This is a genomic window from Tenacibaculum litoreum, from assembly GCF_964513915.1.
GTDB classification, from domain to species: Bacteria; Bacteroidota; Bacteroidia; order Flavobacteriales; family Flavobacteriaceae; genus Polaribacter; species Polaribacter litoreum.
On sequence record NZ_CAZEQS010000002.1, the window covers coordinates 693,650 to 708,647 of the forward strand.

Consider the following 14,998-nt stretch of genomic DNA (forward strand, 5'->3'; position numbering starts at 1 on the left):
TTTATATTTTTTTGTCAAAAATAAAAGGTTGTACGTAATAAATTAAACCTTTTAACATACCGTTAAGAAGTAGTAGGGTTGATGCTTTAAAATATTAACTCTTAAATTCATGTTCAGGACAATCAATTCTTAACTCTTTAGAGGCTAGTTTAGATTGTAAAAGTTTGCAAAAATGTTCATTGTTTTCATTTTGATAATAAGAACAAGTAAAACACATTCGTTGTATGGTTATTACTCCTGCTTGATTTAACTGGTATATAACTTTCAAAAGTCCAGTTAAAATGTCTTTTTTCTGCTTTTCAGGCAATGAACTTAAAGGTTTCTCAATATTGAAAGTAAAATTAGCGGATTTCTCTGCTATTTGTTTTCCTAGCTCAGTTAGACCAATAATATAACTTCTAGTATCGCTAGGGTTATGAAACTTTTGAACTAATTCTTTTTTTAATAAGACCCTAATACTATCACTAATAGTAGCTTTAGTCATGTTAAACTCTTCAGCTAAATAACTCACTTTACATTTTTCTTCTGAATGAAACAGTAAAAAAATCAGAAGTTGAATTTGAATAGGGCTTAAAGAGTTCTCCTTGCTTTCATTCCAAAGAAGTACCCTAAAAGCTTCAGAAATTCGTTCTAAAGCCACAACTATTTTGCTTTCAATTTTATTGTTTTGCTGATCTAAGTCAAAAGGAGATTTCATTAATTACAGTTTTCCATTTCGTATATAAAATACCCTTTTTTATGTATAGAGTCTTCCCATTCAGGTTTGAGTATTTCAATATGGCAAAATACACATTCTTTTGAAGATAGTTCAAGGTTTTCTAGGCCTTTAGTTTTTAAATATTCCGTACCATAATTAAAAATTATGTTAGTGTCTTTATTGTTTGAAGGAACAATAATATCAAAATGCATTATTGTATTATCTTTCTTTGTTACATATGTATCCCAAACAGCTACTTTCATTTTATTTAGTTTATAATATTGAAAAGCTCTATAAAATTAGGAATCCTAACTTTATAGAGCAAAAAAATTATCCTTTTACTTCGTCCATTGAAGCTCCAAAATTAATGTGAAGTACATTTCCTGTTGGAGTAACTAGAGCAGGTACAGATTTAACACCGGCATTTTCGGCTTCTAAAATTCGACTTTTGTCTTCTCCAAAATGAACAACTTCAACATTATCAGAACCAATTAAGTTAATAATGTCTTGTTCTGCGCTTACACAAACAGGACAACCTGCGTGATAAAAAATAGATTTACTCATAATTATATTTATTTTAAATTTTGATACAAATGTAGTTAGGTTTCCTAACTATAAAAAATAATTTTGATTTTTTTTATAAAAACTGTTCCTGTTTTAGAGATGGGTTGTGTATAATAAAGTTGTTAATAGTTAATTAAGAAATAAAAATGTTATGTAATTTTAGCGGTTCTTATTGTTTATAGAAAAGATTTAATAATTGGGATGAGAATAGGTTACTTAAAAAAAGAAATGAGATTATTATTTGTAAAGCAAGCTATAATCACAGTTCTTTTGTTTTTTGCTTTAAGAGGAATGTCGCAGTCGGGAGGAGTGCAAGGATTTAAGGCTTTTGGTGTAAACCCTACAATACCTAATGATTCTCTTTTTTCAAAAATTAATACGGCTAAAAACTTCAAAGCTAAATATGATGCCACATTTGATCTTATAGAGTTTCATAGAGAAAAAGGAAATTTAGATTCCATTATATACTATGGAAATAAACTGTATACGGAAACAACTAAGAATAAATTGATAGATAAAGAAAATCATTTATCAAAGGTTTCTAGTATAGTTGCTGAAGGAAAGTTAGAAAAAGGACTTTTTGATGAGGCTTTGAAGTGGTTTTTTAAAGGAATAGAGCATTCAAACAGTAAACCAAATGATGAATTGTTTATTAAAAATAGAATAGGGCTTGGGGTTGTAAAGTATGTTAGAGGAAAAGAAGAAGAAGGAAAAGCAATCATAGAAAAGTGTGTTGAAGATGCTCCAAACGAAAAACTAAAACACGATGCTCTTTTTGAGCTTGGTTTCATTTATTATACAAGAAAAGAGTTTGAAAAAGCAAAAGAAAATTATGAGAAAGCAAAACTATTTTATGTATCAGATGGCTTTGTAAAAGAGGCATTAAAAATTGACTTATGGCTTGGTAGAATATTACAAAAAGAAGGTAAAATAGATGAGGCATTAGATCTTTGTTACAATGTTTTTAACGAATCGTTATCCAGAGGCTTCTATACCTTATATGCTAAGGCAGGAAATGTAATAGGTAATTTTTATTTAAAAGAGAAAGACTATGAAAACGCCAAAACTATATTATCTACAGTATATATAAACTCTATTCAGTGGAGAAATTTAGAAATAGAAAGAAGAGCTATTTTAGGTCTTCAAAATGCTTATGCTGAAACTGGAGATTATAAAAATGCACATGCTTTAATGACACAATTAAATCGTGTAAATAATGAAATTTTAGTAAGTCAAAATAAACAGCAAGTCAATGAGCTAGAAGTACAGTATAAAACTCTAGAGCAAAAGCAAGAGATAGAGCGACAAAAAACAGTGAAGGCATACATACTAATAGCCTTTCTTATTGTATTAATACCTGTACTAGCTTTGTTGTATATGTACTATCAAAAATTACAAACACAAAGTAAACTTAATAAGACTTTAGAAGAAGTAAATCAACAAAAAATAACTACGTTACTTAAAGACCAAGAGTTAAAGTTGGTAAAAGCTTCACTAGAAGGGCAGAATAATGAAAGAAAACGTATTGCCAGAGAGTTACACGATAGTATTGGAGGAAACTTAGCAACGATAAAATTACAATTATCAAATAAGAGCAAGTTAGAACAAGAAAGCCTCATTAAACAAGTAGATGAAACGTATAATCAGGTAAGAGAGTTGTCTCACAACTTAATGCCTAAAAAGTTTAAAGATTCTGCTTTTACAACAATTATAACAGAGTATATAAATAATGTCAAAGCATTATCTAAAGAACAAATAACGTTACAAATTCATCCAGCAGAAGAGGTGAATCAAATTGATGAGAACTTAAAAGTAGAACTCTATAAAATAATTCAAGAATTATTGACCAACGCATTAAAACATGCCAAGGCAAGACAAATAGATATTCAGCTTTCTGTATTTAATAATACCATACAACTACTTTTTGAAGATGATGGTGTTGGGTTTGATCAAGAAAAAGTAAAATACGGATTAGGGTTTCAAAATTTAAAAGATAGATTAAAAACAATTAGGGGAAATATTTTAATTAACTCTTTTCCTAGCAGAGGAACAGTGATAGATATTGATGTACCTTTAAATTAATATATGATGACTTATAATATTATTTTAGTTGATGACCATAAGATGTTTTTAGATGGATTGTTGAACATTTTTAATAATGAAGATGTTTACAATATCTTATTAACGGCAAACAGTGGTGAAAATGTAATAAAATACATAAAAACAAATCCAGATCAACATATAGATATTGTTATTAGTGATATTTCTATGCCAGATATAGATGGTATTACATTGAACGATTATATAAAAAGAGAACGCTCAGATATCAAAACATTAATAGTAAGTATGCATACTGATACAGGGATGATAGATGCATTGATAAAGAATAATGTTGACGGATACCTATCTAAAAATGCAACACAATCTGAATTGCTACAAGCTGTACAAACTATTCTTAAAGGTGAAAAGTATTTCTCACAATCTGTACGAGAAGCTTATATGGAAAATGTTTTTAATAAAAGAAAAGAAACCTCTGTAATGCTAACAGCAAGAGAAAAAGATGTACTTAAACTAATTGCAGAAGAATATACGACACAAGAAATAGCAGATAAACTCTTTTTAAGTAAACATACTATTGAAAGTTATAGAAAGAATTTAATATCTAAACTTAACGTAAAAAACCTAGCTGGATTAACAAAATACGCGATAAAATTAGGACTTGTAGAGTAATAATTTAGCTTACCCCTGAAAACAGGGTAATAACTTTCACTAGTTTCAGTCTATTTAAATAATAGATACTCTCGCATCTTTGTACCGTAATTATTAAGTAATAAAGTTATGGTCATTTTTGGATGGCGAGAAGCCAAAATAAATATACAACCAGTAAACAATCATAGTTGCAGTTATTGCAATACACAAGAACGTTTATTTATTCAAGTAAACAGATTGTACCTACACATATTTTGGATTCCTGTTTTTCCTTTATTCAAAAAAACATACAGTATTTGTGGGCATTGTAAATTAGAAATGAGCAAAAGTCAAATGCCACCAGATTTACAACGAAAAGCCAAAGAATATAAGCAAACCAGTAAAACTCCTTGGTGGATGTTTTCAGGACTTATCATCGTAACTTTTTTAATGCTGTTTATGTTTTCTTCAGCACTTTTTAATTCATAAATAATAAAAATCAATATACAAACCATTTAAATTTTAATTAAACATGATTTACGGAATCTCATTAGTATTTTTAAGTATTGTGGCAGTGCCATCTTTAATTTTATCAAAAAAACCAAACGCTAAAGAATTGCTAGAAAAAATAGAGCCTTACCAAGGATGGATTGGTCTTATCTTCTGTATTTGGGGTATTTGGGGAATTATTTCAGCAGTTTTAAACATAGGCTGGTTAACTACAGCACCAATATGGTGGGGAACATTTTTAGCAGGTAGTATTGTTGAAGCAGGATTAGGTTTTATGTTAGGATACGGAATGATAAACAAATTATTATTATCAAAAAATCCTGAAGCTAGAGAAAAAGCAGAAATATTGAGAGGGAAGATTGCACCGAAACAAGGAAAATTAGGGTTATTAGGAATAGCTGTTGGAGTATGGATGATTATTGCTTCATTCATCTTTATATAAGCTAACTAAGAAAAGAAAGAGAAAAATATAGCATTGTAAACTAAGGCTTAAAATAAGGTAGGGGTGTGGGGTTTCTATCAAAAAATCAAAAAGCCTTGTTTGCAATGTTTTTTGCAAAAAGTCAAAAAATTATTTTATAACCTGATAAAAGATACTAGAAATGAAAAGGATAAAAAATATTTTAAAGATAATTGTAGTATTGATGCTATTTGTAAGCTGTCAGAAAGAAACTCCTCAAAAAGTTGTCGAAAAAACAGTATTAAAAGCCAACTTGCTCACGGCCAATTATGGTATAGGATATTTTGAGCAACTTAAAGAATTACAAAAGAATGAATATCTAAAGTATTATGATAATGATGGAGAAGAATATGCAGCAACATATTCTCAATACCTTCACAGAGTTACAATACCAGATCTTGAAAGAAGTTTAAGAGATATTCAGAAGTTAGAAGTAAACGAAGACTCAAAAGAGTTAATTAGCACTTCTATAGAGTTGTTTGAGTATTGTATAGACTTATATAAAAAAGACTATGCAGAAATAGCATATATGTATGATGAGGGAAAAACTCAACAAGAAATTAATCAATTGATTAAAGAGTTTAAAGCAAAAAGTTTAGAGGAGTTTAAAGAGAGAAACCTTAAACTAGATGAGGCGGCTAAAATTTATGCTGAGAAAAAAGGAGTAAAGTTAAAGTTTGTTTAAATACTTTTTATTTCAAGTTTGGGTTCAGAGCCAATTACATATCGAGACTCGATAGTTAAGGGCTCTTTTTTGTTGTTAGAAATATCTTCAATGTACTTAGGAGCGGTTAAGCCACTTTCATTTATAAGAAGTTTCTCATTTTTATAAATTGTAATTTCTGTCATTACTACAATTTCTTTGGCTGTAGAAAGTTCTTCAATTTTTAAAATAGTCTGTTTTTTAGCAAAATTCAACTGGGTAGTAGTTTTATCAAACAACCAGTTATCCGAGTTCATGGCTTTTTTACTAACTTCAAAAACCTTGTGATGTTTACGATAGTATTTTTGAAGAGTATTAGGTTTCTGAATTTCATAAGCGCTTGTGCCAATAGATAATGTTATTTTCTCTGGAATAAAAATAGTATCGGAATTAGCTTGCTTCATTAAATTATAAAAGATAGAAACTTGTTGCTCACTATCTAGAGCACGTTGCATGGTTTCGCTTACAATAATATCAGGAGAAAAGCTTTTTAGAATGTTATATTTTGTAGCATCTTCATTTATAAAATTGATGGCATGTGTTTCTAAACCTAATTTTTTAATTGTGTTTTTTAAAGCCTCAAAACTGAGAGGGTTTATTTCTAAAAGCGTATATGTTATTTTAAAATCGGCATATTTTAATATAAAAGGAAGTATAAGTGAAGCAAAAGGACCTGTACCTGCGTAAAGAATATGTAATGAGCCTTTTTGATGAATTTTCTCTTGAATTGCAATATCAATGCCTTTGATAAACTTATGAGTTCTTATTAAATCATCAAGACAATTGGCAGCCCATAAAGTACCTATTGCAATACCATTTTTACGTTGAATATTGTTTAGATACACTTCATTGTTTATATCTTCATTTGAAACACTAAGTAGGAATTGTTTATATTCATTTATAGCTGAAGAATAATCAGGTATTTCCTCAAAGAATTGAGATGTAATACGTAGTAACTCTTTTTTAAGATTCATTATAGGTTATTGATAGAGTTGTTATTTTGATGTAAGTTTTAATAACTTCTGCTCCATTTTATAAATAAGCTGTTTAGAAGCAGGTTCATTATGGTGTTTTAACTCGTTTAAAATAAGACGTATTGTTTCAGGAGAGTCAATCTCTTTTTGTATAGGTTGAAAGCTTTCTTTTGGAGCGAGCGAAAAAAATAAAGTATCAGACCATTCGTTCCTTTCAGCATCTATAACTAAATGAATACGATCTTCATTTCCTTTATTAGTAACTGAATGTATATAATTTACATTCGTATACCAACATTCACCAGGTAACATCTTCAATTGTTCATCATTTAAAATAAATTGAACCTTGTTATTCGTAACAATAGGAATATGTAAACGAAAATGTCCATCTTCATAACCTAGCTCGTAATCACGATGAGGTTTTATCTCTGCACCAACACCTAAACGTAATAAGCGAGCAGACAAAATAGGACATTTAAAAGAACTAATTACTTCTTTAAAATACTTACAGTTACTCATAATAGGAGTTTCTAGAATAGTATTGTTATCGTTTTGAAAAGCAAAAATATTAGAAGCATCACCATTGCTAGTATATAAAGGAATTGCTTTCCATTCTCCCTCATATCCCGATGTATTAAAGTGAGGAATCCAATGTTGGTTTACAACTAAAGAGTAGTCATATAAAAGCTTATTAATATCAAAAAGAAAAGGAAGTTTTAAAGACGAAGTAGTTTTAATTTCTTTCACTTGTAAGTAAAGATTAATGTTGTAATAGTTCTACAGCAAGTTACTAGAAAAATTGTAGATTAAATATTTTTTTAGAATAAGCGCTGATTTTTTAAGTATGAATGGAAGAATATTCAAAATAAAAAAGCAACCCTTTTGAGGCTGCTTTTCATTTTTAAGAAACTAAATCTTTAATTCGTTTCGTAATTGTTTTTTTAATGTCTTTAGGATAACTTCTATCTCCGTGAAAAACATCAGCCATAGCTTCGCTAAATTGTTGACCGTATTTTTTTAATACAATATTTCGAATACTTTTTTGTTCGTAAAACCATTTAGAAAGCCATAAACCAGTTTTTATTTCAGGAAGTAAGTTTTTAGATATTTTTTCTAAATATAATTTTTCAGCTAATTCAGGTTCTTTTTTACTTTCAATTATAGCTTCAGCAGCTAATTTACCACTGTAAATAGCGTTAGAAATTCCTTCAGCTGTAATAGGATCAGCAAAGCCAGCAGCATCACCAATTAAAAACACATTATTTTTAACAAAACCATCTGTACGAGGAGAAACAGGTATTTGAAAACCATGTTGAGATTCACTAACAATATTCGTAATATTTAGAGTTTTTAAATATTGTTGATAGTGTTCTTTTAAGTTAATTTTAGTTCTTCTAGCTGAGGCAACACCAATAGATAAATGTTTTTTCTTTGGAAAATTCCAAGCATAACCATAAGGAATAGCATCAATGTCAAAACGAACTTCTTTTGATAAACGTTCAAAATCTTCATCAGAAACTTCTACTTCATATTCTAGAGCAGGAATTAATTTACGAGTATCTTCTTTCCATCCTGCCATTTTAGCTGTTGGACTCAACGCACCATCTGCAGCGATAACAAAATTAGCAGTAAAATTACCTTGAGAAGTTTCTAAAGTAATAATATCATTCGAAAAGGTTAATCCTTTTAATTTGTGATTTTCGAGTAAAGTAGCTCCAAATTCTTTTGCTTTTTGAGTAATAAGATTGTCAAAAGAATCACGCATAATCATAGAAATAGTTGGCTCTTCTCTATGTGTTTTAAAGTGAAGTTTCTCTCCCAAATAAATATCAACAGTATGGAACTCTTTTTCAACTACTTCTTTAATATCAAAAGGTAAGTTTTTACGACCTCTAAAAACAAAACCTCCACCACATGTTTTATAGCGGGGTAAAGTTTCTTTTTCAATAATAACTGTTGAAATTCCTTTTTGAGCTAAGTAAAAAGCTGTTGAAGCTCCTGATGGTCCGCTGCCAATAACAGCAACATCGTAGTGTTGTTTCATAGGTGTGTTTTTAAATCGGTTAAAAATACACTTTTATACCGAATTAAAAATAAATTTACCAATGTAAACGAGCCATAACAGGGTAGTGGTCAGAAAGTTTGATGTCTCCGTAAGTTTTAAATTGATTAATAGTGGCCTTTTTATCTGTTAAAATAAAATCGATACGCATAGGATAGATATACCTAAAAGATTTACCTAAGCCAATTCCACATTCAATAAAAGCATCTTTTTTATCAGAAGCCAATTGTTTATAAGCCCAAGAATAAGCAGTGTTATTAAAGTCACCACAAACAATTTTTTTACCTTTCCAAGAATACTCATGTTGTTGAATTAATTCAACTTGATTTACTTGTTTTACAAAACCATTTTCTAAACGTTTAAATAAACGCTCAGAACTCTTTTCTCCAAAGTTTTCTTTTTTCGGATTTAACTTTAATGATTCTAAATGTACATTATAAACACGAATAGTGTCATTTTTTACAAGAATATCAGCAAAAATAGTGTTGTTAGCACTCTGTTTAAAATCAAGAGAACCTGAGTTTATGATTGGGTGTTTGGAATAAATAGCTAATCCAAATTTATTCGTTTTTGTTTTCGTTTTGATGTATTTATAAGGAAGTTTAATGTCTAACATTTTAGAGTTGTAAAATTCCTGTACAGCAATAACGTCTGGATTCTCATTATTGATGAACTCGTAAATCTTCTGCTCAGTAGTTACATCTTCTTCGTGTTTATAATGATTAAACAAATGGACATTGTAGCTCATTATTTTTAAATCATCATTTAAAATTACTTCCTTATTAGAAAATTTAACTAAGGGAGTAGAAACAAACCATCCTATAGCTAAAACGAGTAATGATAAAAAAGCATTCTTATGCATTTTAATAAGCCAATACACAAAAAAAGCAATGTTTACGATAACTAAAAACGGAACAAACAAACCAAAAACAGAAAGGAAAGGAATTGTTTGTGGAGATACATACGGAAGTACATATGATAGCAATAAAACAGCTGCAAAAACTGAATTGATAAAGAATATAAACTTATGAGCTATCGAAAACTTTTTCATCTAATTTTTTCCTTGTTTAAATAAAAACTCTTTTTCACTTTTACTTAAAGTGTCGTAACCAGATTTACTAATTTTATCTAAAATAGCGTCAACTTCTTCTTGGTTTCTAGTCTTATCAACGTTAGGTTTTGGTGTTTTATTACCAGATTTATAAACTGTTTTGAGTTTTCTTTCTTTTTTAGAAAAAAGTTTGTTTACCGATTTAAAAATATCTAGCTCCTTATTACTAGCATTACGAACATAGAAAAAACCTAGTAGAGCGCCACCTAAATGTGCTAAATGTCCACCAGCATTACCAGCAGGAATTTGAATAATATCAATAGCAATCCAAATACAAGCTAATACCCATAGTTTTACAAAACCAATTAGCGGAAACTTTAATTCGTAGTTAGGTATATAGGTAGCAATACCAATAAAGATAGCAGAAATACCAGCTGAAGCACCTAGCAAAACACTGTTATGTGCAACATTTTGTAAGGCAGGGAAAAAATTATAACTCGCAACAAAAACAATTCCTCCAAACAATGTTCCTAGCAAATAAAAACCAAGTAATTGTTTAGGAGTGAAATATTGTTGAAATAAATGCCCGATATAAAATAAAGCAATTAGATTGAATAGGATGTGTAAAAAACTAGTGTGTAAAAAACCATACGTAATAATAGTCCACGGTTTTAGTATAAAATCATCAAAGTTGGCAGGTAACGCAAGCCATTCTACTAAAAGGTTTGTTTTTGATTGAAAAAGAAACCCAAAAGTATTGGTAACAAAAACAAGTAAGAAAACAGCTAAGTTTACGTAAATTAATTGCTCAACAATTCCAGCATGTTTAAATCTATATTTTAAGTTTTCAAGTACATTCATGATGTATGACTTCAGTAAGAATAAAAATTTTAGATACTAAATTAATGAAATTTAAATTGTTTTTTTTTCCAGTACCAAGCAATAATAAATCCAATAATAGCACCACCAATATGAGCAAAATGTGCGATGTTACCAATAGAATAGCTTGTCATACCAAAGAATAAATCACTTAAAATAATTAAAGGAATAAAGTATTTAGCAGCAATAGGAACAGGGAAGAAAATCAACGCTAATTTTGCATCAGGATAGGTTAACCCGAATGCAACTAAAATTCCGTAAATAGCACCAGAGGCACCAACGGCTGGAGTATGATATAAGCTATAAAACTCACTCATAGTTTTATTAGATAAAGTTATTAAGCTATCGTTATACTGACCTGAACTTAAAATATTTTGAATTTCAGCAGGAGAAACACCCATTCCTATTAGTTGTTCGTATATTCCATTGAATTGATAGTAATTTGCCAAAGTGTAAATTAAACCCGCTCCAATTCCTGCAGAAAAATAGAAAAATAAAAATTTATTTCGTCCCCACATTTGTTCAAGTGGGGTACCAAATGCCCATAAACCATACATGTTAAAAAGTAAATGTGCAGGTCCACCATGCATAAACATGTGCGTAATATATTGCCAAACTCCAAAATGTTCATTTTTTGGATAATGTAAAGCAAATAGATTAGTTAAATCCATGTTTAATAACTGCGGAGCAAAATACATAATCACGTTAATGATTATTAAATGCTTTATGGCTTGTGTTAATCTTGGCATATTACTTTTTATTTATTAAAAATGGCATCTATTTCATTTAAAGCTAATGTTTTAAATGTAGGTTTGCCAAAAGGTGAAATGTTAGGTTCTTTACAAGAGAACAAGTTGTTTACTAAATTTTCTTGTTCTTTTGCATTTAAAGAAGTTCCTGTTTTTATGGCTAGTGATTTAGCAAATGATTTTGCCATCACGTCAAAGTGACTAAAACTAGTATCAGGTACTTCGAGTTTAATATCGTCTAATAGCTGTTCTAAAATAAGGGTAATTTGACTTTCACTTATAGATGTTGGAATTCCTGCAATAACCACACTTTCTTTAGTGAACTCGTCAAACATAAAACCAGCACTCTCTAAATCGGATTTTATACTGTATATCATTTCTATGTCAGATGAAGAAAAAGAAATATTTACAGGAAACAGCAGTTGCTGACTGCTTGCTTCTTTAACAGTAATATTTTCTAAAAATTCTTCATACAAAACACGTTGATGTGCTAAAGATTGGTGAATTAATACCACGCCTGATTTTATAGAACTCAACAAGTATTTTTTTTGAATTTGGAAGGTTTTTCCAGTTTCAGTTTCTTGTTCAGATTCAAAAAGTTGTTCTTGCTGAATAGGTTCAATGGTATCAGTATTTGCATATAAAGCTTCCCAACTTCCAGTATCTTTTTTAAAATTAGACTGATAACTGTGTGTTGTGCTACTTTTAGGTGAGCTACTTGTATTAGTTGGCTCTTTGTAATTAGTTTCCGTTTTAAAAGGATTAAATGTAGGGTCAACAGTTATTGGAGGAACAGAAGAATTATTTTTTTTGCTATAATCATAAGGAGTATCTAAAGTAGAATCTCTATCAAAATCCAATACAGGAGCCACATTATATTGTCCCAAACTATGTTTTACAGTAGCACGTAAAATAGCATACAATGCTTTTTCGTTATCAAACTTAATTTCCGTTTTTGTCGGGTGAATGTTGATATCGATTGTATTAGGAGGTACTTCTAAATACAAGAAATAAGAAGGATGTGAACCGCTCTCTAATAACCCTTCAAAAGCATTTACCACAGCGTGGTTTAAATAAGAACTTTTTATAAAGCGGTTATTTACAAAAAAGAATTGTTCACCACGTTTTTTCTTTGCAAATTCAGGTTTAGCAACAAATCCGTTAACAGTAATAATGTCTGTTTGCTCATTAATAGGAACTAATTTTTCGTTCATTTTAGTTCCAAAAATAGCTACAATACGTTTACGTAAGTTACTCTTTTTTAAATGATAAACCTCGTTGTTGTTATGGTGTAATAAAAAAGAAATATTAGGATGCGCTAAGGCTACACGTTGAAATTCATCAACAATATGACGCGTTTCAACAGTGTCAGATTTTAAAAAGTTACGACGAGCAGGAATGTTAAAAAACAAGTTTTTAACAGCAATACTAGTTCCTTTAGAAGTCGAAACTACTTCTTGCGAAACAATTTCACTTCCTTCAATTTTTATTTGTGTTCCTAACTCATCATCTTCTTGTTTTGTTTTTAATTCAACATGCGCAATGGCTGCTATAGAAGCTAAAGCTTCTCCACGAAATCCTTTAGTATTTAGGTTGAATAAATCTTGTGCATCTTTAATTTTTGAAGTAGCATGACGTTCAAAACTCAAACGAGCATCGGTAGCACTCATTCCTTTACCGTCGTCAATTACTTGAATTAAAGTTTTTCCAGCATCTTTTAACAATAAGGTAATAGAAGTAGCACCAGCATCAATAGAGTTTTCAATCAATTCTTTTACTACAGAAGCAGGGCGTTGCACAACTTCTCCAGCAGCAATTTGATTCGCAACATGATCAGGTAGTAACTGTATAATATCTGACATTTAATTATTTTTTTGGGAAAAAGATTGTAAGGTCAAAATCAATAATAAACAAGAAAATAAGCGTTAAAACCAACGCTATAATTACTATAGTTTTATTCAGTTTGTAACCAGAATCTTTAAACTCGTCAAAAGCAGCATTAAACTTTCCCTTTAAACTTTTTCTTTTTCCAACAGTAGTTCTATACTCATCAAATTTATGCTTTACTTGATAAGGATTACTATCCCCTTTATAATAACGAGGTTTGTAATCGAACTTTTTATTTTCTCTTTTGATAAATCCCATAAAATTGTTGCTTCTTTAATAGCTTAAGTGGAACAAAAATCACACCAAATAAGACGAGTCCCAAAGTTACTGAATTATAGAGAGGTGGTCAAAAAAAGTGTATAAATTAAAGTTAAAAAGCGTCAAGATTATACTGAATCTTGACGCTTTTAATACTATTTTCTATAAAAGATTTAACTAAAAACCTAAAGAGTTTGAGGTACGTTCTTGATTTTTAATTGCTGCCATTTTAATTGCAGCTACTGCACACTCAATTCCTTTGTTACCTAGTTTACCACCAGAACGATCAAGAGATTGTTGTTTGGTGTTGTCGGTCAATACACAGAAGATAACAGGGACATCGTACTTAATGTTTAAATCTACAATTCCTTGAGTAACTCCTTCACATACAAAATCGAAATGTTTGGTTTCACCTTGAATCACATTCCCAACGGCTATGATAGCGTCTAATTTTTGCGTTTCAATCATTTTTTTACATCCGTACACTAATTCGAAACTACCAGGAACATCCCAAGAGACGATGTTTTCTTCTGTAGCACCACAATCTAGTAAAGTTTCAATAGCACCTTTGTGAAGATTTTTAGTGATTTCAGGATTCCATTCTGAAACAACAATCCCAAATCGAAAAGACTTCGCATTTGGGATTGTTGCTTTATCGTAATAAGATAAATTTGTTGTTGCCATTATTGAGCGTATTTTGCACTGTTGATATATTTTTCAATATCTCTTCCTTGATCAGAATCAGCGTATTTTTCTTTAATGGTTGTATAAAATTTTTCAGCTTTACCATATTCCTTTACATCCATTGCAATTTGAGCTGCTTTGAATAAAAATAGAGGAGTAGTAAATTGATTGTCTTTTTTATTAGCTGCTTTTTGATAGTAATCTAAAGCATCTTCTGGCTGGTTAATATCAGCAAAAGCATCACCAATAGCTCCTAAAGCAGTAGGTCCTAATAACTCATCGTCAGAACTAAAGTCACTTAAATACTCGATAGCTTCTTCGTATTTTTTCATTTTTAAGTAAGAAATACCTGCATAGTAGTTAGCTAAGTTCCCAGCTTTAGTTCCACTAAATTGCTCAGCAATATCAATAAAACCGTATTTTCCATCACCACCTTCTAAACCTAAAGTGTATAATGAGTCAGCAATAGCACCTGCAGAGGTATTTGCTTTTTCAAAGAAAGTACGAGGGTATGCTAATTCGTTTGAAGCTTCTTGTTGTGTTGGCTCAGCAATAAATTTGTTATAAGCTAAGTATACTAAAATTAAAGCTGCAACAGCTACCAATCCGTAAAATAATGGCTTGCTATTTTTTTCAATCCATTCCTCTGATTTATTCGCAGTATCATCTAAAGTGTTAAACACTTCAGCTGTAGTACTTTGAGATTCATCAAATGTTTCTTCTACTTCTTGTGTAACCTTTTCTTTCTTAGGTTTGTAACCTCTTTTCTTGTATGTAGCCATAATTGCTTAAAAAATTAGTGGCGACAAAAATAGTTTTTTTAATTGGATTT

Annotated in this window: 18 protein-coding genes; 5 read left to right on the top strand and 13 right to left on the bottom strand. The window is 30.1% G+C overall.

Going from position 1 to position 14,998, the window contains the following annotated elements:
• Positions 1-94 precede the first annotated feature (94 nt).
• From ACKTTR_RS04605 to ACKTTR_RS04615, 3 genes are all read right to left on the bottom strand, one after another.
• Complete coding sequence (locus ACKTTR_RS04605) at positions 95-697, bottom strand: MarR family winged helix-turn-helix transcriptional regulator (RefSeq protein ID WP_408026721.1); 603 nt, start codon at positions 695-697, stop codon at positions 95-97.
• Positions 697-960 carry a DUF2024 family protein gene (locus ACKTTR_RS04610; RefSeq protein ID WP_408026722.1) on the bottom strand — a complete coding sequence of 88 codons (264 nt, stop codon included), beginning with the start codon at positions 958-960 and terminating at the stop codon, positions 697-699. The genes ACKTTR_RS04605 and ACKTTR_RS04610 overlap by 1 nt, the downstream gene beginning before the upstream one ends.
• A gap of 67 nt (positions 961-1,027) precedes the next feature.
• Positions 1,028-1,261, bottom strand: a complete 234-nt coding sequence (locus ACKTTR_RS04615) for a thioredoxin domain-containing protein (protein WP_073184826.1) — start codon at positions 1,259-1,261, stop codon at positions 1,028-1,030.
• 228 nt (positions 1,262-1,489) lie between these two features.
• Here ACKTTR_RS04615 and ACKTTR_RS04620 point away from each other — a divergent pair, with 228 nt between their 5' ends.
• From ACKTTR_RS04620 to ACKTTR_RS04640, 5 genes are all read left to right on the top strand, one after another.
• The gene (locus ACKTTR_RS04620; protein ID WP_408026723.1) at positions 1,490-3,343 is read left to right on the top strand and encodes a tetratricopeptide repeat-containing sensor histidine kinase; all 1,854 of its coding nucleotides are present in this window, start codon (positions 1,490-1,492) and stop codon (positions 3,341-3,343) included.
• A gap of 6 nt (positions 3,344-3,349) precedes the next feature.
• Positions 3,350-3,991 (top strand): response regulator, encoded by a 642-nt coding sequence (locus ACKTTR_RS04625; protein WP_408026724.1) that lies wholly within the window; start codon positions 3,350-3,352, stop codon positions 3,989-3,991.
• A 108-nt stretch (positions 3,992-4,099) separates the two neighbouring features.
• Complete coding sequence (locus ACKTTR_RS04630; RefSeq protein WP_408026725.1) at positions 4,100-4,438, top strand: zinc-ribbon domain-containing protein; 339 nt, start codon at positions 4,100-4,102, stop codon at positions 4,436-4,438.
• 43 nt (positions 4,439-4,481) lie between these two features.
• On the top strand, positions 4,482-4,901 hold the full coding sequence (locus tag ACKTTR_RS04635; RefSeq protein WP_408026726.1) for a hypothetical protein: 420 nt from the start codon (positions 4,482-4,484) through the stop codon (positions 4,899-4,901).
• Positions 4,902-5,061: 160 nt separating this feature from the next.
• On the top strand, positions 5,062-5,604 hold the full coding sequence (locus ACKTTR_RS04640; protein ID WP_408026727.1) for a hypothetical protein: 543 nt from the start codon (positions 5,062-5,064) through the stop codon (positions 5,602-5,604).
• On the opposite strand, the gene ACKTTR_RS04645 is transcribed toward ACKTTR_RS04640, so the two are convergent.
• The 10 genes from ACKTTR_RS04645 to ACKTTR_RS04690 form a co-directional block, all read right to left on the bottom strand.
• The gene (locus ACKTTR_RS04645; RefSeq protein ID WP_408026728.1) at positions 5,601-6,596 is read right to left on the bottom strand and encodes an SAM-dependent methyltransferase; all 996 of its coding nucleotides are present in this window, start codon (positions 6,594-6,596) and stop codon (positions 5,601-5,603) included. The genes ACKTTR_RS04640 and ACKTTR_RS04645 overlap by 4 nt on opposite strands.
• A gap of 21 nt (positions 6,597-6,617) precedes the next feature.
• Entirely contained in the window at positions 6,618-7,343 is a 726-nt protein-coding gene (locus tag ACKTTR_RS04650) for an aspartyl/asparaginyl beta-hydroxylase domain-containing protein (protein ID WP_408026729.1), read from the bottom strand.
• A 154-nt stretch (positions 7,344-7,497) separates the two neighbouring features.
• Entirely contained in the window at positions 7,498-8,640 is a 1,143-nt protein-coding gene (locus ACKTTR_RS04655) for a geranylgeranyl reductase family protein (protein WP_408026730.1), read from the bottom strand.
• A 55-nt stretch (positions 8,641-8,695) separates the two neighbouring features.
• Entirely contained in the window at positions 8,696-9,709 is a 1,014-nt protein-coding gene (locus ACKTTR_RS04660) for an endonuclease/exonuclease/phosphatase family protein (RefSeq protein WP_408026731.1), read from the bottom strand.
• Positions 9,710-10,570, bottom strand: coding sequence for a rhomboid family intramembrane serine protease (locus ACKTTR_RS04665; RefSeq protein WP_408026732.1), 861 nt, complete (start codon positions 10,568-10,570; stop codon positions 9,710-9,712).
• 41 nt (positions 10,571-10,611) lie between these two features.
• A complete protein-coding gene (locus ACKTTR_RS04670; protein ID WP_408026733.1) occupies positions 10,612-11,337 on the bottom strand; it encodes a rhomboid family intramembrane serine protease in 726 nt (241 codons plus the stop codon).
• Positions 11,338-11,345: 8 nt separating this feature from the next.
• Positions 11,346-13,199, bottom strand: coding sequence for a DNA mismatch repair endonuclease MutL (gene mutL, locus ACKTTR_RS04675; protein ID WP_408026734.1), 1,854 nt, complete (start codon positions 13,197-13,199; stop codon positions 11,346-11,348).
• A 4-nt stretch (positions 13,200-13,203) separates the two neighbouring features.
• Positions 13,204-13,482: a riboflavin synthase subunit beta gene (locus ACKTTR_RS04680; RefSeq protein WP_408026735.1), complete on the bottom strand. Its 279-nt coding sequence runs from the start codon at positions 13,480-13,482 to the stop codon at positions 13,204-13,206.
• A 177-nt stretch (positions 13,483-13,659) separates the two neighbouring features.
• Entirely contained in the window at positions 13,660-14,166 is a 507-nt protein-coding gene (ribH, locus tag ACKTTR_RS04685; protein ID WP_408026736.1) for a 6,7-dimethyl-8-ribityllumazine synthase, read from the bottom strand.
• On the bottom strand, positions 14,166-14,948 hold the full coding sequence (locus ACKTTR_RS04690) for a tetratricopeptide repeat protein (RefSeq protein WP_408026737.1): 783 nt from the start codon (positions 14,946-14,948) through the stop codon (positions 14,166-14,168). The genes ribH and ACKTTR_RS04690 overlap by 1 nt, the downstream gene beginning before the upstream one ends.
• Positions 14,949-14,998: the final 50 nt, after the last annotated feature.